General features: G+C 59.2%; 21 protein-coding genes and 1 tRNA gene. 9 read left to right on the forward strand and 13 right to left on the reverse strand.

The genetic code is table 11. From position 1 onward, the window contains the following. Nucleotides 1-4 precede the first annotated feature (4 nt). A complete protein-coding gene (gabP, locus tag PMI36_RS23805; protein WP_008068764.1) occupies nucleotides 5-1,399 on the forward strand; it encodes a GABA permease in 1,395 nt (464 codons plus the stop codon). A 70-nt stretch (nucleotides 1,400-1,469) separates the two neighbouring features. On the opposite strand, the gene PMI36_RS23800 is transcribed toward gabP, so the two are convergent. From PMI36_RS23800 to PMI36_RS23785, 4 genes are all read right to left on the reverse strand, one after another. Continuing rightward, nucleotides 1,470-1,922 (reverse strand): hypothetical protein, encoded by a 453-nt coding sequence (locus PMI36_RS23800; RefSeq protein WP_008068765.1) that lies wholly within the window; start codon nucleotides 1,920-1,922, stop codon nucleotides 1,470-1,472. A gap of 6 nt (nucleotides 1,923-1,928) precedes the next feature. Then, nucleotides 1,929-2,345, reverse strand: coding sequence for a hypothetical protein (locus tag PMI36_RS23795; protein WP_008068766.1), 417 nt, complete (start codon nucleotides 2,343-2,345; stop codon nucleotides 1,929-1,931). 37 nt (nucleotides 2,346-2,382) lie between these two features. Further along, nucleotides 2,383-3,357 (reverse strand): alpha/beta hydrolase family protein, encoded by a 975-nt coding sequence (locus tag PMI36_RS23790; RefSeq protein ID WP_008068767.1) that lies wholly within the window; start codon nucleotides 3,355-3,357, stop codon nucleotides 2,383-2,385. Nucleotides 3,358-3,426: 69 nt separating this feature from the next. Next, on the reverse strand, nucleotides 3,427-4,485 hold the full coding sequence (locus PMI36_RS23785; RefSeq protein ID WP_008068768.1) for a PDDEXK nuclease domain-containing protein: 1,059 nt from the start codon (nucleotides 4,483-4,485) through the stop codon (nucleotides 3,427-3,429). Nucleotides 4,486-4,747: 262 nt separating this feature from the next. Between PMI36_RS23785 and PMI36_RS23780 the strand changes: the two genes are divergently transcribed. Then, nucleotides 4,748-5,197, forward strand: a complete 450-nt coding sequence (locus tag PMI36_RS23780) for a hypothetical protein (RefSeq protein WP_008068769.1) — start codon at nucleotides 4,748-4,750, stop codon at nucleotides 5,195-5,197. An 84-nt stretch (nucleotides 5,198-5,281) separates the two neighbouring features. On the opposite strand, the gene PMI36_RS23775 is transcribed toward PMI36_RS23780, so the two are convergent. From PMI36_RS23775 to PMI36_RS23755, 5 genes are all read right to left on the reverse strand, one after another. After that, nucleotides 5,282-5,357, reverse strand: a tRNA-Phe gene (locus tag PMI36_RS23775). A gap of 103 nt (nucleotides 5,358-5,460) precedes the next feature. Then, entirely contained in the window at nucleotides 5,461-5,733 is a 273-nt protein-coding gene (locus PMI36_RS23770) for an oxidative damage protection protein (protein ID WP_007897448.1), read from the reverse strand. Next, a complete protein-coding gene (gene mutY / locus PMI36_RS23765; protein ID WP_008068770.1) occupies nucleotides 5,730-6,797 on the reverse strand; it encodes an A/G-specific adenine glycosylase in 1,068 nt (355 codons plus the stop codon). The genes PMI36_RS23770 and mutY overlap by 4 nt, the downstream gene beginning before the upstream one ends. Next, a complete protein-coding gene (locus PMI36_RS23760; RefSeq protein ID WP_008068771.1) occupies nucleotides 6,794-9,028 on the reverse strand; it encodes an AsmA family protein in 2,235 nt (744 codons plus the stop codon). Before PMI36_RS23760 ends, mutY begins: the two co-directional genes overlap by 4 nt. A gap of 77 nt (nucleotides 9,029-9,105) precedes the next feature. After that, nucleotides 9,106-9,510, reverse strand: coding sequence for an acetyl-CoA sensor PanZ family protein (locus PMI36_RS23755; RefSeq protein WP_008068772.1), 405 nt, complete (start codon nucleotides 9,508-9,510; stop codon nucleotides 9,106-9,108). A 259-nt stretch (nucleotides 9,511-9,769) separates the two neighbouring features. Here PMI36_RS23755 and PMI36_RS23750 point away from each other — a divergent pair, with 259 nt between their 5' ends. From PMI36_RS23750 to PMI36_RS23720, 7 genes are all read left to right on the forward strand, one after another. Next, nucleotides 9,770-11,434 (forward strand): OFA family MFS transporter, encoded by a 1,665-nt coding sequence (locus PMI36_RS23750; protein WP_008068773.1) that lies wholly within the window; start codon nucleotides 9,770-9,772, stop codon nucleotides 11,432-11,434. Nucleotides 11,435-11,705: 271 nt separating this feature from the next. Beyond that, nucleotides 11,706-12,299, forward strand: coding sequence for an imidazoleglycerol-phosphate dehydratase HisB (hisB, locus tag PMI36_RS23745; RefSeq protein WP_007939452.1), 594 nt, complete (start codon nucleotides 11,706-11,708; stop codon nucleotides 12,297-12,299). Beyond that, on the forward strand, nucleotides 12,299-12,937 hold the full coding sequence (hisH, locus tag PMI36_RS23740) for an imidazole glycerol phosphate synthase subunit HisH (protein ID WP_008068774.1): 639 nt from the start codon (nucleotides 12,299-12,301) through the stop codon (nucleotides 12,935-12,937). Before hisB ends, hisH begins: the two co-directional genes overlap by 1 nt. After that, complete coding sequence (locus PMI36_RS23735; RefSeq protein ID WP_008068775.1) at nucleotides 12,938-13,198, forward strand: DUF2164 domain-containing protein; 261 nt, start codon at nucleotides 12,938-12,940, stop codon at nucleotides 13,196-13,198. It begins immediately after the preceding gene. 99 nt (nucleotides 13,199-13,297) lie between these two features. After that, nucleotides 13,298-14,035: a 1-(5-phosphoribosyl)-5-[(5-phosphoribosylamino)methylideneamino]imidazole-4-carboxamide isomerase gene (hisA, locus tag PMI36_RS23730; RefSeq protein WP_008068776.1), complete on the forward strand. Its 738-nt coding sequence runs from the start codon at nucleotides 13,298-13,300 to the stop codon at nucleotides 14,033-14,035. 9 nt (nucleotides 14,036-14,044) lie between these two features. Next, a complete protein-coding gene (hisF, locus tag PMI36_RS23725; protein ID WP_007897430.1) occupies nucleotides 14,045-14,815 on the forward strand; it encodes an imidazole glycerol phosphate synthase subunit HisF in 771 nt (256 codons plus the stop codon). 68 nt (nucleotides 14,816-14,883) lie between these two features. Beyond that, entirely contained in the window at nucleotides 14,884-15,639 is a 756-nt protein-coding gene (locus PMI36_RS23720) for a substrate-binding periplasmic protein (protein ID WP_008068777.1), read from the forward strand. Nucleotides 15,640-15,642: 3 nt separating this feature from the next. Here the strand turns inward: PMI36_RS23720 and PMI36_RS23715 are convergent, their stop codons facing one another. From PMI36_RS23715 to PMI36_RS23700, 4 genes are all read right to left on the reverse strand, one after another. Then, complete coding sequence (locus PMI36_RS23715) at nucleotides 15,643-16,881, reverse strand: trypsin-like serine peptidase (RefSeq protein ID WP_008068778.1); 1,239 nt, start codon at nucleotides 16,879-16,881, stop codon at nucleotides 15,643-15,645. Between the two features lie 104 nt (nucleotides 16,882-16,985). Further along, nucleotides 16,986-17,783: a divergent polysaccharide deacetylase family protein gene (locus PMI36_RS23710; RefSeq protein WP_008068779.1), complete on the reverse strand. Its 798-nt coding sequence runs from the start codon at nucleotides 17,781-17,783 to the stop codon at nucleotides 16,986-16,988. Between the two features lies 1 nt (nucleotide 17,784). Next, nucleotides 17,785-19,104, reverse strand: a complete 1,320-nt coding sequence (locus PMI36_RS23705; protein ID WP_008068780.1) for a S41 family peptidase — start codon at nucleotides 19,102-19,104, stop codon at nucleotides 17,785-17,787. A 34-nt stretch (nucleotides 19,105-19,138) separates the two neighbouring features. Next, the gene (locus PMI36_RS23700) at nucleotides 19,139-20,431 is read right to left on the reverse strand and encodes a murein hydrolase activator EnvC family protein (RefSeq protein WP_008068781.1); all 1,293 of its coding nucleotides are present in this window, start codon (nucleotides 20,429-20,431) and stop codon (nucleotides 19,139-19,141) included. Nucleotides 20,432-20,504 lie beyond the last annotated feature (73 nt).

Consider the following 20,504-nt stretch of genomic DNA (forward strand, 5'->3'; position numbering starts at 1 on the left):
TTTAATGAGCAGTAGCCAAAGCTCCTCCAATGGTCTCGAACAGGGGCTAAAACCGCGTCATGTGACCATGCTGTCGATCGCCGGAGTAATCGGCGCCGGCCTGTTCGTCGGCTCCGGCCACGCCATTGCCGCTGCCGGCCCGGCTGTGCTGTTGGCTTATGCGGCCGCCGGTGCCCTAGTGGTTCTGGTCATGCGAATGCTCGGCGAGATGGCCGTTGCATCGCCAGACACGGGGTCCTTCTCGACATACGCCGATCGCGCGATCGGTCACTGGGCCGGTTTCACCATCGGCTGGCTCTACTGGTGGTTCTGGGTTCTGGTCATCCCGCTGGAGGCTAACGCTGCCGCGACCATTCTGCATGCCTGGTTCCCGAACGTGGCGATCTGGGCCTTCACCTTGGTTATCACCTTGCTGCTGACGGCGACCAACCTGTTCAGCGTGAAGAACTACGGAGAATTCGAGTTCTGGTTCGCCCTGGTCAAAGTCGTAGCGATCATCGGCTTTATCGGTCTTGGCATTCTGGCAATCTTCGGCTTCCTGCCGACCAGCCAGGTCAGCGGCGTGTCGCATTTGTTTGACACTCAAGGCTTCCTGCCAAACGGCATGGGCGCGGTGCTGGGTGCCATCCTGACCACTATGTTTTCCTTCATGGGCACTGAGATCGTGACCATTGCGGCCGCGGAATCGAAGAACCCTGGCCAGCAGATTTCCAAGGCTACCAACTCGGTGATCTGGCGGATTGGCTTGTTCTACCTCGTCTCCATCTTCATCGTTGTGGCCTTGGTGCCATGGAATGACCCGATTCTGGCCAGTGTCGGTTCCTACCAGACCGTGCTGGAGCGCATGGGTATCCCGAATGCCAAGCTGATCGTCGATATTGTGGTTCTGGTTGCGGTAACCAGCTGCCTGAACTCGGCGCTCTACACTGCTTCGCGCATGATGTTCTCGTTGGGCAAACGCGGCGATGCGCCGGCCGTTTCCCAGCGCACCAACAGCAGCGGCACACCTTACTGGGCTGTGATGCTGTCGACCGCTGCTGCGTTTCTTGCAGTGTTCGCTAACTACGTGGCCCCGGCCGCTGTATTCGAATTCCTGCTGGCCAGCTCGGGCGCCATCGCGTTGCTGGTGTACCTGGTGATCGCGTTTTCGCAACTGCGTATGCGCAAACAGCGTATGGCTCGCGGTGAAAAAATCGCCTTCAGCATGTGGCTGTTCCCGGGCCTGACCTACGCAGTGATCGTATTCATTGTCGCGGCGCTGACCATCATGCTGTTCCAGGAAGCCCATCGCGTGGAGATTCTCGCGACCGGTTTGCTGAGCCTTTTGGTAGTGGCTGCCGGGTTGTTTGTGGCTCGCCGTCGCAAGCTGGAGCGGCGTGGAGCGGTGGTGTTGAATTGATTCGCACTGCGTAACGCAAAACGGCCGCTGTCAGTGATGACAAGCGGCCGTTTTTACTTGCGGGGAGGCGTTACTCCGCCTTTTCGACCGGCAGGTCCAGCGACTGGCGATAACTGTCCAGCGCATCGCCAAAGTCGGTGATGAATTGCGGGTCGGTCAGCCAGGCCTGGGCGGCATCGCGGTCCATGCCATCAGCCCACATGCGGTAGTCGATCAGCATGTCGGCGGCCAAGTGCGTGGCGGCCATGGCTTCGTTGTCGGCGTTTTCCATGTCCAGCAGTTCTGGATGATCGCTGATGATTTCGGCGAGGTTCGACAGCAGGGTCAGCAGCATGTCGTTGCGGCTGGTGGCTTCTGCATCGCGCATTTTGCTGAACATCGCCAGGGTGTATTCCGGGATCGGCTCACCGATGTCGCCCAGATCATCGTCCAGCGCGGCGGGTTTTCTGCCGTGGATATTGATTTGCTTGGCTTTGATCTTGGCGCGTTTGGCGCGTTTCTGTTGCTTGTTCAGGGATGCCATGGGAACTCAGTCTGGTTTCTGTTGGGTTTGGGCTGCGATAGCGTCGGACGCCGCCACGTAGTCAGCCTGGAAGGCCGCAGATTCGATCCACGCCAGGGCGCCGGCTTCGTCGGTCTCGGTGGACCATTGGCGGTATTCGATCAGTGCCGCGAGGATGAAGTCCATTGCGCCTTCTTCGCCTTCCTGCTCGTACACCAGTTCCAGCAGCGGGTCTTCGAGGAAGGCTGCGCACATCGCTCGCTGACTGATTTTTTCGGCGTCGATCATTTTCTTGAACAGTTCGGTCAGGTCCACCGATTCGAAGTCGATGCGATCGTCGTTCGGGTCCAGCTCGACCGGCGCAGCGGCCCGCTGGGTGCGGTTCTGCTTGGCCTTGGCTTTGGCGCGGGAGGCGCGTTTGTTCTGCTTGTTGGCGGAGGCCATGGGCGTCGTTCCGTAATTCGTTGAGGGGGCGCATCCATCAACTGCGTGGCACTCGCCGCCCGGGTGTATCGGGGGCCAGCTCGCCGGTTCGCAGCCAGGACAATGCAATGGGCCATAGTGTGGCTTGGTATGCGCTACGAAAAAAGGCGAAATGTCCGACTTCTTCTTCGCCGATATCTTCAGGGGTGATTCGCAGGTGGGTGTTTGTACTGCCAGTGAAGTAGCCGAGCAGGCGTTCGATGGCCGCAATGGTGCCATAGGGATCGTCGCTGAGGCTGATCGCCAGGGTTTGGGCGGTGACATTGGCGAAGGGGAGCTGACCGTTTTTGGTGTGGATGACACGACCGCTGGGGCGTTTCTCGTATCGGGCGGTGGGCATGCTCCAGTCGCGGACTACACCGGCCGGGGTGTCTTCGAGCCAGCCGAGGCGTTTGCCGGGAAAATAGCCATAAAGCAGGGTCATCAATGGCATCGTCACATGCCACTTCCCAAACATTCGCCAGCGATGGGCAGGGGCATAGTCGCGCCAGTAAGCGAACTGCGCACCCACTGTCACCAGGCGTCGGATCACATGCCCCGAGGCGCCCAACCCTGCCGCACAGCCACCGAAGCTGTGGCCGACGACATCGATGGGTTGCTGTGGAAATTCGCGTTGCGCTCTTTGCAGCATTGCCTCGAAATCCAGCGCGCCCCAGTCGGACCAAGAAGCCTCAAGCCCCTTCAGCGACGCAGGGCGCGACTCGCCGATGCCGCGGTAGTCATAGGTGATCACGTCGAAGCCGTTGGCGAACAGGTAATCGGCAAAGCGCGAGTAGTGTCGGCAACGGACTGAAGTAGCGGCGTTGATGATCACCACTGGACGGGTTGGGACTTGATTCGCATGCCGCCAGGTGAAGCCGCCAAGGATGAAGCCGTCGGCGGCGGGTTCCTTGAAAGAGTCACCAGGTGTGCCGGTGGGTAACGGCAATTCAAGTTGCGTCGGGGCCAGTGAGGGCATGTCCTGCAAATTCATCGGCTTTGAACCTTTGCGGTTAGCCAACCACCATAGTCTTCACGCCGTTTATGAACAATCCACTCGTGCTTATCGGGACCTCTGCTTGAGTAACCGCTCCTCAAGCACCGCCCATTCCCGATCCAGTTCTGTGCGAAGTTCCTCCTCGCTCGGCAGCACCAGTCTGTAGGTACTGGCGAACAGTTGTTCATTGCCTTGCAGCACTGAATAGCGCACCACCGATTCATCTTTTTGCGCGCAGAGAATAAGGCCGACGGTGGGGCCATCCTCCTGTCCGCGCTTGAGGTCGTCGTACATGCGCACGTACATGTCCATCTGGCCGACATCCTGGTGGGTCAGTACGCCGCGCTTGATGTCGAAGATGACGAAGCACTTGAGCAGGTAGTTGTAGAACACCAGGTCGATGTAGAAGTCTTTGCTCTCGGTACTGATGCGTTGCTGGCGAGCGATGAAGGCGAAGCCTTTGCCCAGTTCGAGCAGGAAGCCCTGGAGTTGATTGATCAAGGCTTGTTCAAGTTCGCTTTCCTGGATCAAGCCCGCATTGGGCAGGCCGAGAAACTCCAGTAGCACGGGGTCCCGGAGGAATTCCCGAGGGCTGGCGTTCATTTGTTGGATGTTGGTGTCGGCTTCCTGTTTGACGGCGGACCGGTCGCGACTCGCCAGCAGGCGTTCGTAATAGAGGGTATTGATCTGGCGCTCGAGGGCGCGACTTGACCAGTTCTGCAGAGCAGATTCGTTCATGTACCAGTGGCGAGCGTTGTCGTTGTCGACTCGTAGCAGTCTGCGGTAGTGGGTCCAGCTCAATTCGTGACGCAGTGCGTCACGAATTGGGAATGCTTGATAGAACTGGCGCATGTAGCGAAGGTTGGAAGCGTCGAAGCCTTTCCCAAACTCCGACGTCAGTACTTTCGCCAGCGTCGATAGCAGTTGCTTGCCATAAACCGCCCGTCGAGCGCCTTCCTGCTCGAACTCCACAATATGTCGTCCGATTTGCCAACAGGTTTGCACCTGAACGGTATCGACCGCTCGCAGCACCTTCTGACGCGCTTCACGGATCAACTCGCCAAGATTGCCGAGCAGTGAAGTGATCTGTGGATCTTGAGTGTTACCAGGTTTGAGGGAGTTCATGAGATTTTCCGCGGCTGAAGGAAACGAGCGGAAGAGGATGGCAAGAGAGTGATAGTCCGCGATGCCGGGCGTTGCTGGTAAATCGGAAGGAAAGGCGAATTTGCATTGCAGGACCGGGCCGACGGAACCCCATGCATGAGGAGCACATCACGTAGTCCGATTCGCAGTGAGCCCAAGTGCTAATCGATCTAAAACTTGAACATTCGGTAACAAATCTAAAAAGAGTAACGATTGGGTTCTGAGTAACCCGGGAGTCGCCATCATGAAGAACGTCCATTCATTCATGCTGCCCATCGCCGCCGTCGGCGTACTGATGTTTCCAGTCGTGCTTAACGCCGCCAGTCTTGAACCGATCGATCCCTCAGGCGTGCAAGTCCAGCAGCAACAGCAAAACGGGATTACCTACCTGTCCGGCGGTATCGGAGAGGATGAGGCTAAAGCTATCCAGCAAACGCAGGGCTACAACCTGCACATGACCTTCTCCACCGGACCGAAGGACGAATATGTTCCAGATGTGAATCTGGTCATTCAGAAAAACCCGGGGCAGCCTGTGCTGACACTGAGTGAGGCCGGCCCGCTGGTTTACGTACAGCTGCCACCTGGCAAGTACACCGTCGTCGCGACACGCAATGGTGAGGAGCGGCGTGATACGGCGGAGGTAGGAAGCGGCGCTGCTCGCAATTTGGTCTTCCACTGGGGGACTGAAAACTAGCCGAAGAGAGACGCTCGCACGATGCCTGATCAAATCGCGGGCATAAAAAAACCCTGAATCTTGCGATTCAGGGTTTTCGGTATTTGGTGCCCAGAGACGGAATCGAACCGCCGACACGGGGATTTTCAATCCCCTGCTCTACCGACTGAGCTATCTGGGCAACGGGGCGCATTAAACTGGTTTTTCAGGGGGTCGTCAAGAAAGTTTTCAAAAAAATTTTAATTATTACCGTCGCTTACGATCCACCCCCCGAAAAAGCGGGGTTATTCAGCCGGCGGAACGTAGCCTTCGGCCTTGGCGTATTCCTCGCCGGAAAAGAACTTGTCCATCTCGCCTTGAAGATATTTGCGATCTTCGGCGTTCATCATGTTCAGGCGCTTTTCGTTGATCAGCAGGGTCTGGTGTTTCTGCCAGTCGGCCCACGCCTTGGCCGAGACGTGGTCAAAAATGTCCTGGCCTTTTGCGCCTGGGAACGGGGCGCGCTCCAGGGCGGGCAATTCTTCTTTGTACTTGCGGCACATGATGGTGCGGGTCATGACGACTCTCCTGCGTTCAATACGACGGCCGCGCGTTCGAGCAAGGTTTTGACCGGGGCGGCAAGGCCCAGGCGCGGCGGGGTGGCGAGGTTATACCAGAGCCAGTCGGCCTCGGCCACGTGATGGCTGGCCTCCTGGACCTGAACCAGCCAGGGTTCGATGGATAACTGAAAGTGGCTGAAGGTGTGCACCAGGCTCGGCAGTGCCTGTTGGCGGCCCAGTTCCAGCGAGTGCTGCGAAGCCAGATGTTGCAGGTCGTCGAGGTCGTCGAGTTCCGGCAAGCTCCAGAGACCGCCCCACAGGCCCGTGGAAGGGCGACGGTAAAGCAGAATCGCCCCTTCGCCGTTGGCGAGCATCGGCATCAGTGTGCGCTTCTGTGGCACGGCTTTGCGCGGCTTGGGGATCGGGTAGCGGGTTTCCAGGCCAAGCATGTGCGCCTCGCAGCCCTTTTCCAGCGGGCAGAGCAGGCAGCTCGGTTTGCTGCGGGTGCAGAGCGTGGCGCCCAGGTCCATCATCGCCTGGGTGTAGGCGTTGACCCGATCATATGGCGTAAAGCGCTCAGCGTTGGCCCACAGCTGTTTGGCAACCTTGGGCTCGCCCGGATAACCCTCTTGCGCGGTAAAACGCGCCAGCACCCGTTTGACGTTGCCATCGAGGATCGGCGCCCGCAGGCCCATGCTCAGGCTGGCAATTGCGCCGGCCGTGGACAGGCCGATACCCGGCAGATCTGTGAGCTTTTCCACATCACGGGGAAACTCGCCACCATATTTGGCAACGACAATCTTCGCGGTCTTCTGCAAATTGCGCGCGCGGGTGTAATAACCGAGGCCGGTCCACAGGTGCAGCACTTCGTCTTCCGGCGCGGCGGCCAGGGCTTCGACCGTCGGCAGCGAGGCCATGAAACGGTCGAAGTAGTTCAGCACAGTGCTGACCTGGGTTTGCTGCAACATGATTTCCGAGACCCACACCCGGTAAGGGGTGATGCCCTGCTGCCAAGGCAAATCGTGGCGGCCGTGGCGGTCGTACCAATCCAGTACCGCCGTTGAAAACTGCTCGGCTCTCATCGCTTGAACAGCCCCTTGAGCGCGTCTTTCAACTCCGGGCTGACTTTATCGCCAAGCTTCTCGTCGATTTTTTCGCTGATCCGCTCGCCAGCCAGTTTGCTTGCGACTTGTCCCATGCGTTCGTTGTCGAGACGGCAAGCCTTGGCACCCAGTTCCAGCGGACCACGGCAGCGCAGTGGCCACTCGATGCCGACGAAGCGCTCGCTGACCTGGCAGGCCGGGTCCGGCATATCGCTCTTGTCGCCTTCGACGATCACGCCGACGCGGTAATCCATGCCCAGCACCCGCAGGTCGATGTCGCCGTTACCGTTGACGGTCATGCCCGGGATGCGCACTTTCAGGTCCTGGTTACTGGCCACGCCGTTGCGGAAGGTCAGGTTGCCCTTGAGCTCTTCGAACGGTGTGTCCTTGCCTCGTGGCTCGCCGGTGAGGGTTTTGCGATTCAGGGTGGCGATGCCTTTGCACAGTTGCTGCTCAAGATTGGCATTGAGCAGTACGCCATTGTTGATAACGAAACTGGCATTGCCGTTGAGGTTATCGATCAGCACGCTCTGGCTATTGCCGCTGCTGGTCAGCGCGCTATCGAGCGTAACCAGGCCTTGAACCGGGGGATTTTTCCCCTGGCTTTCGAGGATTTTTTCTACAGGCACTTTGCTGATGCGCGTCTGCATGTTCAGCGCCGGCACTTGCTGGCGCACGTCCAGGGTACCTTTGGCTTCGAAGTTGCCGTCGTACAGGTCGCCGCGCAGGTTCTCCAGCGTCAGCAGGCCGCCAAGGCCTGTGGCCTTGAGGGCAGCATTCTGAATCGGCAGTTTGTCGAGGGTCAGCTGGCCGAAGGTCAGGTCGGCGTTCACGTCGAGTTTGCTCAGACGCTCCACCGGCAACAGACGCTCGGTACTCCACGGGCCTTTGGTCGGCGAGGGTGGCAGCGGTGAGCTGCCTGCGCCGGCCATGGCCTCGTTCTCGGTGTTGGCTACTTCGGCCTGACGCACCTGCTTCGCGCTGTCGGCTTCGGCGGATTTTGGCGGCAAGTAACGATCGACGTTGAAGGTGTCAGCCTTCAGGTTCAGTCGCAGCGATTGCTTGGCGAAGTCCTCGACAGCGATGCGGCCGCTGAAAGTGCTGTCGTCGAGTTTCAGGTTGAGGTTGTCGAGGGACAAACTGGTCGGCGTGCCGGCAACCTGGCTGGCCAGCTCGACTTTGCTCAGGCTGCCTTCAGCCATCGCCGGGAGTTTCTGGCCGATGCTGTCGACGAATTTCGCCAGATCGAACTGGGCAATCGACAGGCCACCGCTGATTTGCGGGGTCTTGTCGAGGTCGTTGGCCTTCAGTTCACCCAAGGCGCGCAGCTGGTTGGCGGAGATTTTGATGCCGGTCCATTCGGCGACGTTGGCGGCCTTATCCAGCAGCAACTGACCCTGAGCGGCGAAGGTCATGGTCTTGCCTTGCAGTGGATCGCCAGCGACTTCACCAGAGAGTTTCATGTCTTCGAATTTGTAGCGCTGCAGCGCTCGCTCGAAACGCAACTCGCCGGCCAGCTCAGTCCGCACCCGCAGAACCGGTTGGTTGGTACCGAGGAACGCGGTGAGTTTGACCGGGATGTTGGTCGAGTCATGAACCGGGCCTGTGCTCAGCTGGATGCTTTCGGCGCTGAACTGCTTGCCGGTTCTCTCGTCGCTGTATTCAACGCGGGCGTTGTTGACGGTCAGGCTGTCGATGTCCAGGCGGATCGGCTGGGCCGGTTTTTCTGCCTGAGCGGTAGTCGCTGGCGCAGGTTCGCCGGTGGCGGCGGGCGGCTTGGCCGAGGTACTCGGGGTGGCAGGCGCCGGGGCCTTGCCGATGTCTTCCCAATTGCCGTGGCCATCCTTGTCGCGATTCAGGCGCAGGTTCAGGCCTTCGACGCGCACATCGCTCATCTGCACTTCGCGGCGCAGCAGCGGAATCACGCGGACTGACAGGCCGAGCATCTGCAAGTCGGCGAACGGTTCGGTAGGCTTGGCCAGGGTCGCAACACTGGCTTCGTGCAATTCCAGGCCCAGCCAGGGAAACAGGCTCCAGCCGATATCGCCATTGAGCGTCAGCTCGATGTGGGCCTTGTCGCGGGCAATCTGGCGAATCTCGTCTTTATAGTCGTTGGGATCGAAGAGGTGGGTCAGGGCAAAGCCCAGCGCCACAATGATCAGCAACAGCCCGAGAAGTACCAGACCCAGGATTTTGCCGAACGCTTTCATGGGCGAGTCCTTGTATTAGTCGAATTCGAAATTTAGCCGGGGAGTATAGCGCTCCGAAGTGGCTGACCGGTCAGCGATCACGTCGGGAGCTCATCCAGCGGCACCTTCAGCTTAGCCGCCAGCGCTTGAGCTTCGAGGTGCCCGGCGGGCGCCAACAGCCGCAATGTCGCGCCCGATTGCGACGCCATTTTCTGCGCCTCGCTCACCAGGCGTTCTGCAACCCCACGACGACGAGTGATTTTTCGTACGCATAAATGGGACAAATGCCAGACGTCCTGGTGCTGTTGCAAACGTGCCGCACCCAACAGCCGATCATTGAAGCGGCCAGCGATCAGCGAGCCGTCCAGCAGGCAGCCTTCGATCAGCTGCAAATCCCCGGCGAATGGGGCAAACAGCCACTCCGGTGCGTCGCGGTAGATCTTCTGCAGATCTTGCTGATCCTGGTAAGTGGCTTGGTTCAGCGGCTCGACAATGATCGGCATGGCGCTTCCTTTGAAAAGTTAATCCGCGTGAAAATATATTTTTTTGCGGTTGTACGAGAACAGACGACATACAAAAAGGTGATATCAGTTTGGTTTTTCTGTCACCTGCAAATGGTAACCTCTGCCCGTTCGTCCGTCCCTTCTGCGACGTGATGTCGCACCCGAATGGAGCTTCACCTAAAAAAAGTCATGCCTGCGTGCATTAAGGCTGGGGGTGAAGAACGGCTGGCGAACCATACTAATAATTGGGGGAAACACCATGACTACGAGCATCACGGCGGACGGCATCAAAGCCGACCAGCCCGCGTTCCTGTCCAAGGAGCGCATCATCGCCAGGCCCGGTTTCAACCGTTGGCTGGTACCACCGGCCGCTCTGGCCATCCACCTGTGCATCGGCATGGCCTATGGCTTTTCGGTGTTCTGGTTGCCGTTGTCCAAAGCCCTGGGCGTCACCAAGGCCGTGACTTGCGCGCCGGACATGAGCTTCATCGCACAGGTCTTTTCGTCTCAATGCGACTGGCCGATCTCGATGCTCGGCTGGATCTACACCCTGTTCTTCATCTTCCTTGGCTGCTCGGCAGCGATCTGGGGCGGCTGGCTGGAACACGCAGGTCCTCGCAAGGCCGGTGTGGTGTCGGCACTGTGCTGGTGTGGCGGTCTGCTGATTTCAGCGCTGGGGGTCTATACCCACCAGATCTGGCTGATGTGGATTGGCTCCGGGGTCATTGGCGGTATTGGCCTGGGCCTGGGTTACATCTCGCCGGTCTCGACCCTGATCAAGTGGTTCCCGGACAAGCGTGGCATGGCAACAGGCATGGCGATCATGGGCTTCGGCGGAGGCGCGATGGTGGGTGCTCCACTGGCTGCAGCGCTGATGGGGCACTTCGCTTCGCCAACCAGCGTGGGCGTATGGCAGAGCTTCCTGGTAATGGCCGCGATCTACTTCGTGTTCATGATCGGTGGCGCGCTGTCCTACCGCGTTCCGCCAACCGGCTGGAAGCCTGAAGGCTGGACTGCTCCGGCAAAAAAAGCCTCGAACGCGATGATCACTCACCGTCACGTGCACGTGAATGTGGCGTGGAAGACCCCGCAATTCCGTCTGGTGTGGCTGGTGTTGTGCCTGAACGTTTCTGCGGGTATCGGCATCCTCGGCATGGCTTCGCCGCTGTTGCAGGAAGTTTTCGCCGGTAAATTGCTCGGCACCGATCAGACGTTTGGTCAGCTGGATGCCGGGCAACTGGCCTCGATCGCAGCGATTGCGGCCGGTTTCACCGGTTTGCTGAGCCTGTTCAACATTGGTGGCCGGTTCTTCTGGGCTTCGTTCTCGGATTACCTGGGTCGCAAGAACACCTACTTTGTATTCTTCGCCCTGGGTTTCGCGCTGTACGCGCTGATCCCGAACCTCGGTCACCTGGGCAACGTCGCGCTGTTCGTGGCGGCGTTCTGCATCATCCTGTCGATGTACGGCGGTGGTTTTGCGACGGTGCCGGCGTATCTGGCTGACCTGTTCGGTACGCAAATGGTCGGTGCGATCCACGGTCGTTTGCTGACGGCGTGGGCGGCGGCGGGTGTGTTGGGGCCGGTGTTGGTGAACTACCTGCGTGAATATCAGCTGAGCATCGGCGTGGAACGCGCTGCGGCATACGACATCACCCTGTACATCCTCGCGGGCCTGTTGGTGCTGGGTTTCATCTGCAACTTGCTGGTGCGTCCGGTGGCCGACAAGTACTTCATGACCGAGGCCGAACTGGCCGCCGAACAAGCGCTGGGCCACGACAAAGGTGCTGACGCCAGCACCGTGCTGGAGTGGAAAGCGGATGCGGGTACCAAGCCTTTGGCGGTGGCTGCGTGGCTGGTGGTAGGTATTCCATTGGCGTGGGGTGTGTGGGTGACGCTGCAGAAAACTGCGGTGTTGTTCCACTAACGCAAAACCCCTGTGGGAGCGGGCTTGCTCGCGAAGAGGGCGTGTCAGTCGACATCAATGTTGCCTGACACACCGCTTTCGCGAGCAAGCCCGCTCCCACATTTGCTCTCCGTGGACACAGATTTTGTGTTTGGCGGCTTGTACTGACATGTCTATCCCCGACGGCAGGGGAGTCAGTCCGTCAGTGATATCACCTCTCGTGTTTCTGTTTAGCGCCCGCGACCCTATAATGGCTGCCTTTTTCGCCCCAATGATTTTTGCGGAGCTGGTGATGGCCGAACGTATGGCGTCTGTCGAGCGCGACACTCTGGAAACCCAGATCAAAGCCTCGATCAACCTGGATGGCACCGGAAAGGCCCGATTTGATATCGGTGTACCTTTTCTTGAGCACATGCTGGACCAGATCGCCCGTCACGGGCTGATCGACCTGGATATTGTCAGCAAGGGCGACCTGCATATCGACGACCACCACACGGTGGAAGACGTCGGTATCACCCTGGGTCAAGCCTTCACCAAAGCCATCGGCGACAAGAAAGGCATTCGTCGCTACGGCCACGCCTACGTGCCGCTCGATGAAGCGCTGTCGCGTGTGGTGATCGACTTCTCCGGCCGTCCTGGCCTGCAGATGCATGTTCCTTATACCCGCGCGACCGTCGGCGGTTTCGACGTTGACCTGTTCCAGGAATTTTTCCAGGGCTTCGTCAACCACGCCAACGTCACCCTGCACATCGACAATCTGCGTGGGCACAACACCCACCACCAGATCGAAACCGTGTTCAAGGCTTTCGGCCGCGCCCTGCGCATGGCTGTGGAGCTGGATGACCGCATGGCCGGTCAAATGCCGTCGACCAAAGGCGTTCTGTAATGCAGACGGTCGCGGTTATCGATTACGGCATGGGCAACCTGCACTCGGTGGCCAAGGCCCTCGAGCACGTCGGTGCCGGCAAGGTGCTGATCACCAGCGATGCCGATGTGATTCGCGAAGCCGATCGCGTGGTATTTCCCGGCGTCGGTGCGATTCGCGATTGCATGGCGGAGATCCGTCGCCTGGGCTTCGACTCGCTGGTGCGTGAAGTCAGCCAGGACCGTCCGTTCCTCGGCATCTGCGTGGGCATGCAAGCCTTGCTCGACAGCAGCGAAGAGAACAACGGCGTGGACTGCATTGGCCTGTTCCCGGGTCAGGTGAAGTTTTTCGGCAAGGATTTGCACGAAGACGGCGAACACTTGAAAGTGCCGCACATGGGCTGGAACGAAGTGAAACAGACGGTAGAACACCCGCTGTGGCACAACATTCCGGACCTGGCGCGTTTCTACTTCGTGCACAGCTACTACATCGCTGCCGGCAATGCGCGGCAGGTGGTGGGTAGCGGTCACTACGGGGTCGATTTCGCCGCTGCGCTGGCCGACGGCTCGCGTTTCGCCGTGCAGTTCCACCCGGAGAAAAGCCATACCCATGGCCTGCAATTGCTGCAGAACTTCGCTGCGTGGGATGGTCGCTGGTAAATGGCCGTCAAGAAGGGCAAGCCGCCGATCCTGAGCCTCACTCCCGAGCAGGAGAACGAGGCCAATCACAAGATCAAACGCTTCATGGAGGATCGCTTCGAGCTGGACCTGGGGTCGTTCGAAGCGGCTGAAATCCTTGAGCTGTTTACCCGCGAAATTGCTCCGCACTATTACAACAGGGCGATTTTCGATGTGCAGACGCACCTCAAAGAGAGGTTCGAAAGCATCGAAAGCGACCTGTGGGCGCTCGAGAAAGAATAGGGGCAGCTTCAAGCCGCAAGCTTCAAGCTGCAAGAATTGGTACACCGCTCGCTTGCAGCTTGTAGCTTGCAGCTTGCCGCTCTTTGACGAAGGAAAAGCATGCTAATTATTCCCGCTATCGATCTTAAAGACGGTGCCTGTGTTCGTCTGCGCCAGGGCCGCATGGAAGATTCCACGGTGTTCTCCGATGACCCGGTGAGCATGGCTGCCAAGTGGGTGGAAGGCGGTTGCCGCCGTCTGCATCTGGTCGACCTGAACGGTGCTTTCGAAGGCCAGCCGGTCAACGGCGAAGTAGTCACCGCCATCGCCAAGCGCTACCCGAACCTGCCGATTCAGATCGGCGGCGGTATCCGCTCCCTGGAAACCATTGAACACTACGTGAAAGCGGGCGTGAGCTACGTGATCATCGGCACCAAAGCCGTGAAAGATCCGGCTTTCGTTGCTGAAGCCTGCCGCGCGTTTCCGGGCAAAGTGATCGTCGGTCTGGATGCCAAAGACGGTTTCGTCGCCACTGACGGCTGGGCTGAAATCAGCACCATTCAGGTGATCGACCTGGCCAGGCAATTCGAGGCCGACGGCGTGTCCGCGATCGTTTATACCGACATCGCCAAAGACGGCATGATGCAGGGCTGCAACGTTTCGTACACCGCCGCTTTGGCCGCGGCGACGAAGATTCCGGTGATCGCTTCCGGCGGTATCCACAATCTGGGTGACATCAAGTCGCTGCTCGACGCCAAGGCGCCAGGCATCATCGGCGCCATCACCGGCCGGGCGATTTACGAAGGCACCCTCAATGTCGCTGAAGCGCAAGCTTTCTGCGATTCGTACAAAGGCTGAGGACTCACCATGGCGCTGGCCAAACGCATCATCCCTTGCCTGGACGTGGATAACGGCCGGGTGGTCAAGGGCGTCAAGTTCGAGAATATTCGCGACGCCGGCGACCCGGTGGAAATCGCCCGTCGTTACGACGAGCAAGGTGCCGACGAGATTACCTTTCTCGACATCACCGCCAGCGTCGACGGTCGCGACACCACGCTGCATACCGTCGAACGCATGGCCAGCCAGGTGTTCATCCCGCTGACCGTCGGCGGCGGCGTGCGTACCGTGCAGGACATCCGTAACTTGCTCAATGCCGGTGCGGACAAGGTTTCGATCAACACCGCAGCAGTGTTCAACCCGGAATTCGTCGGCGAAGCAGCTCAGCATTTCGGCTCGCAGTGCATCGTCGTCGCCATCGACGCGAAGAAAGTGTCCGGTCCGGGCGAAACCCCGCGCTGGGAAATCTTCACCCATGGCGGTCGCAAGCCAACCGGCCTCGACGCCGTTGAGTGGGCGAAGAAGATGGAAGGCTTGGGGGCCGGCGAAATCCTGCTGACCAGCATGGACCAGGACGGCATGAAAAACGGCTTTGACCTGGGTGTCACCCGCGCCATCAGTGATGCGCTGGGGATTCCGGTGATCGCGTCCGGCGGTGTTGGCAACTTGCAGCACTTGGCCGACGGCATCCTCGAAGGCCACGCCAGCGCGGTGCTGGCGGCGAGTATTTTCCACTTCGGCGAATACACCGTGCAGGAAGCCAAGGCTTACATGGCTCATCGCGGCATCGTGATGCGTTAAACAGGCCAGTGGACAGTATGGCGGGCTCAAGGCACTCTTGGGCACGCCATGGATTCCGGTAGCCCGACATGCTTAAACGTCTTCTTCTTGTCCTCGCCAGCGCTTCCCTGTTGTTCATCAACGGAGTTCACGCCGAAGAAAATCCCGGCACCGGTCTGGTGTTGCTGACGGAAAACTTCCCGCCGTACAACATGGCGAAGAACGGCAAGAATTTCGCTCAGGACGAGAATATCAATGGCATCGCCGTGGATATCGTCCGCGAGATGTTCAAACGCGCCGACATTACCTACAGCCTGACACTGCGTTTCCCTTGGGAGCGAATCTACAAACTCGCCTTGGAAAAACCTGGTTATGGCGTGTTCGTGATGGCACGGTTGCCGGACCGCGAGAAACTCTTCAAGTGGGTCGGCCCTATCGGCCCGGACGACTGGATCATGCTGGCCAAGGCCGATAGCAAGATCACCCTCGAGTCGCTGGAGCAGGCACGCAAATACAGGATCGGCGCCTACAAGGGCGATGCGATTGCCGAGACACTGGCCAAGCAAGGATTGAAACCGATTGTTGTGCTGCGCGATCAGGATAATGCAAAAAAACTGGTCAACGGCCAGATTGATCTGTGGGCCACTGGTGACCCGGCAGGCCGCTACCTGGCGCGCCAGGAAGGCGTGAACGGGCTCAAGACCGTGCTGCGCTTCAACAGCGCCGAGCTCTACCTGGCGCTGAACAAAGACGTGCCGGACGAAACTGTCGCCAAGCTGCAAGCCGCGCTGGATCAACTGCGCAAGGAAGGCATTGTTGACGACATCATGGGGCGCTATCTGTAGCAATTACCTCGATGGGGTCTGAAGCGCAGCGTCCGGCGTCGCGCTCAAGTACATGGCACTTGTAAACACGTTATTCAATGTCGCCCTTGTCAGCTGCTGTTCCCGTGAGGCGACACCGATAATACAGAGCGCATATGCGCCGCTTTGTGGCCCGATTTCAGTATTGATGTAAGCATTTCCAGCGCTGATGGCGGCGCTATAGTTGCGTGGCGCCTGACAATCCCGAGCGTTATGGACCGTTTTGTAGCGGTAGAAGGGCGCCTCGAGGGAGAACCTGAAGTCCCACGTAGGCAATACGATCTGCTCATCCGCATTTTGCGTTCTATAAACGTATGACTTGAGCTTCCAGGGCTCCATGACAGTCAATTCGACCGGCTCCAACGAACACTCCGCCCCATCGCGGGTAAAGACACCATCAATAAAGCACTTGTGCAGGAAGTTGGCCGAGTAGCTGTAGTTGAAACGGGCGGCCTTGCAAGACGTCGAGTGCTCACAATCGGGCGGCGCTGGGGTATTGCGCGAGATCACGACTTTACTGACGATGCCGGTGATTTCATTGGTGCGGCGGTTCAGCATCGGGCTGCCGGAGCTGCCAGCGTGAAGATCGCAGCTGTTTTTCATGGCCAAAGGGAAAACCCCAGGGTGATCGATAAACGTTCCGGCGGTTTGTTCAGCACAGGCGCTCAATCGAAGCCCCTGTTCGGTAAAGCCGCCCGGCGCGCCAACGTTAAGCGCATCCTGACTTTCGTAGGTTTGATGGGAGGCCAGCTTGAGCGGGTTGATCCCGGCCTGTATCAGCGACGCCAATGTTGCGTCTACCTCCAGTACTGCAAGATCGGTCCCGACCAGACTGCTCCATCGGGCAGTTCGGATGGCGTATTGGCGCTTACGCTGTGGTACGTCATGAAAGTAGCGGAAGGTGACGCTGGCTTTCAAAGGCAGATTGGTCCGCGCCGAACCGTACTCAAAGAATACGCAATGACCGCTGGTGAGCAGGTAAGCAGGGCCGGTGGCTCGGCCTTGCCGGTTTCGCGTATCCAGTAGAACGGCGCTGCAAGTCTCGCCCGAGTGGAGACTGAGTCGCCCCACGCCGCTCCAGATTTCATAAAAATGTTTGCTGTTTTGCAGTGCCCTTGACGGTGAGTCGTTGACAGCACCTTCGCCCAGGTCGCGGGCCTGCACGGCGGAAATAGCCAGCAGGCCAATCAGGCCGGTGAAGCAAAACAAGCTGAGATATTTCATGTCCATTCCTTGGTGATGAAATTCGGGGTGAGCGCTATCGTGGCACGCGTCTGTGTGTCGACAGGTATAAATAGTTATCGCGAAATGGAGTGGGCGGCGAGCAATTACCGGGCGGTCGGGAGGCGGTACTGGCCATCCTTGCCATGTGCCGCCGTCGCGCGATTGCCGCGCACGCTGATCATTTGTTGGATATCGATCCAGTCAATGCCCTGAGCCTTGAGCTTGGGCAATTCACGTTCAAGCACCGCCAATGTCTGCGGATACGGATGCCCGATCATCACCGCAGAACCCTGCTTGCGCGCCAGGCTGATAGCCGTTTGTAGCTGAGTGAAAATCGCGGCTTCAGTGGGCTCGTCATCGAGGAACACATCCCGCGAAACGCTCGCCAAACCGATTTTCTGCGCCTCGGCGGCGGCCACGGTTTGTGCACTGGTGCGGCTGTCGACGAAGAACTTGTGTCGACGCTGCAAGTCGGCCATCAGCCAGGCCATGGCCGGTTGCTGGGCGGTCATGCGGCTGCCCATGTGGTTGTTGATACCAGCGGTATACGGCACAGCCTTGAACGCCGCGTTCAAGCGCTTCTCGAGCTCTTCGATGGGCAACTCGGGATGCCAGGCGAACGGCCCGGTGGCCGGGGCCATGGGCATGTGCAGGATGACGGTCTTGCCGGCGCGATGGGCTTCGCGGGCGAACTCGGTGGCGTGGGGGGTGTCGGGCATGATCGCCGCAGTGACCGGGCCGGGCAGCGCCAGCACGCGGCGATCCTGAAGCAGGTTCTGCCCCAGGTCATCGATGATCAGGCTCAGATAAGCCTTCGCCGGTGTGGCCGCCGTCGTGGCAGGCGCCGCGGGAGCGACACCCGCCAGACAGCACAGCAGGCCGAGGAGCAACCGCAGGCGCATCTCAGCGGCCGGAGGTGATGCTCAGTCCTTTGAGCAGGCTCAGGGCCTGGGCCAATTGGTAATCGTCATCCTGCGGCATAGCCTTGGCTTTGCCACCGGAACCGGTCGGTTTATCGGCGCCGCCGTTGCCATTGCCCAAGTGTCCTTGCAGATCGGCTTCCTTGAAGTATTCGCCGTCCTGCTCGTTGGTGATCTTGGCCCTGCGCACTTCGATGTCCGGGACGATGCCCTGAGCCTGGATCGAGCGGCCGTTCGGCGTGTAGTACAGCGCCGTGGTGATTTTCAGTGCGCGCTCGTTGTTCAGCGGCAACACGGTCTGCACCGAGCCTTTGCCGAAACTGGTGGTGCCCATGACCACGGCGCGTTTCTGATCCTGCAGGGCGCCGGCGACAATTTCCGAGGCCGAGGCGCTGCCGCCGTTGATCAGCACGACCATTGGCACGGCTTCGCTTTCGTCCTTGCCGGTGGCAGAGAAGCGCAATTCGGAGTTGGCGATACGGCCCTTGGTGTAGACGATCAGGCCTTTGGTGATGAAGTGGTCGACCACTTCCACCGCCGATTGCAGTACGCCGCCCGGGTTGTTACGCAGGTCGAGGACGATGCCGCTGAGCTTCTTGCCGTTGTCCTTGCGCAGCTTGGCCAGGGCCTTGGAGACCTCTTCGCCGGTCTTGACCTGGAACTGGGTGATACGGATGTAGCCGTAGCCGGACTCCAGCAGCTGGCTCTTCACGCTCTTCACTTGAATGATGGCGCGGACCAGGGTCACGTCGAACGGCGCACCGCCGTCGCGTACCAGGGTCAGTGTGATCTTCTGGCCGATCTTGCCGCGCATCTTGTCGATGGCTTCGGTCATGCTTTGGCCGCGAGTCGGCTGGCCGTTGATCTTTACGATGAAATCGCCGGCCTGAATGCCCGCCTTGGAGGCCGGGGTGTCATCGATAGGCGAAACCACTTTGATGAAACCGTCTTCGGCGCCGACTTCGATGCCCAGGCCGCCGAATTCGCCGCTGGTGCTTTCCTGCAATTCAGCGAAGTCTTCAGGGCCCAGGTACGCGGAGTGCGGGTCGAGGTTGCTGAGCATGCCTTTGATGGCGTTTTCCAGCAGGGTCTTGTCGTCCACCGGTTCCACATAGGCGGCCTTGATCCGGTCCATGACTTCGGCAAAAGTGCGCAACTCGTCCAGCGGCAATGGCGCCTTGGTGGTCGCAGCAGTGCCTGCAGGTGCTACCACCGGGGCAGGCTCGGCGGCAAACGCCAACGGCGTGCCGATCACCAGGGCAATCGTCAGGGCCAGCGAGGTAAGGCGGGACAAATACAGCATGTCGAACGAACTCCTAATGTAGGTGACTCAACGCCTATCCTTGCGCGCGACACCATTGCGCCGGATCACTCGGGTGACCCTGCTGACGAATAGCGAAATACAGTGCTGGTGTGTCCTGTCCGCCACTGTTACCGACAGTGGAGATGGACTCACCGGCTTTTACCACGTCACCCGCAGACTTGAGCAGCGTCTGGTTGTGACCGTAAAGACTCAAAAAACCGTTGCCGTGGTCGAGGATCACCAGCAACCCGGCGCCTCGTAACCAATCGGCAAACACCACGCGGCCGCCGTGAACGGCATGCACCTGGCTGCCGGCGGAGGCGCTGATCATTACGCCGTCCCATTTGGTACGGGCATCGTCGCCACGGCTTTCACCGAAGCGCGCCAGCAGTCGACCATCAACCGGCCATGGAAGTTTGCCGCGGGTGGAAGCAAAGGGGCCGCCAAAGGTTTCGCCTGAACTTGAAACCAGTGCGCCGGGTGTCGATTTAACGGTTTTGCGTGGGGCGTCAGTGGCCTCTGCTTCAGCCTGAGCCTCACGTAAACGCTTTTTTTCGGCTTCCTGCTGGGCGATCAGCGCTTTTTGCCGCGCCTCTTCTGCCTCTCGGGCCTGACGGGCCAGGGTTTCTTCAATGGTTTTAAGGACTTTAGACAGGTCTGCCTGATCCTGCTCGCGCGCCGCCAGTTTCTGATCGCGGGCCTTCACGTCGTCGCTGAGTTTGGCCAGGACTTGCTGGCGCTCCTTGCGGACCTTGTCGAGTTCGTCGCGCTGGCTGTCGAGGCTGCTTTTCTGCACCAGTAATTGCGCCTGCTGCATGGCGATGTCTTTTTCGACATTGGCCAGTTGGCGCAGGGTTTCGTTGAAATTCTTCAGCTGCTCCAGGCGGGCCTGGCTCAGATAGTCGTAATAGGTGAGGGTGCGAGCGAATTTTTCCGGGTTCTGCTGGTTGAGCAGCAGCTTGAGGTATTCCTGACGCCCATTCTGATAGGCCGCGCGGGCCTGGATGGCGATCAGTCGTTGCTGTTCAATGCGCGCGCTCTGGAGTTTTTTTTTCTCAGCATCGAGTCGCTGCAGCTCGGATTCGCTTTTCTTCAGCTCTTTTTGCAGGGCTTCGACCTGCTTCTCGAGCTTGCCCATCTCGGTTTCGGTGCCCTTGAGGTCTTTCTGCACCCCGGATTTTTCTTCCTGGAGTTTACCCAGCAATTTTTTCAGCTCGGCAATGTCCTGACGCGTGGCGTCCAACTGTTGTTGGGTTTGCGTGCGCTCGTCGGCAAAGGCCGGTTGAAGCAGGCAAGTCAGGGCAAGGGCTATCAGGACGCGAAGCATAGAGGCGGGCGACACCAGGGAAAGGGACGGCCTAGTATGCCCGCCAAGCGCAGCAAAAAAAATGCCCAATTGG

The organism is Pseudomonas sp. GM79 (assembly GCF_000282495.1).
Taxonomy (GTDB): domain Bacteria; phylum Pseudomonadota; class Gammaproteobacteria; order Pseudomonadales; family Pseudomonadaceae; genus Aquipseudomonas.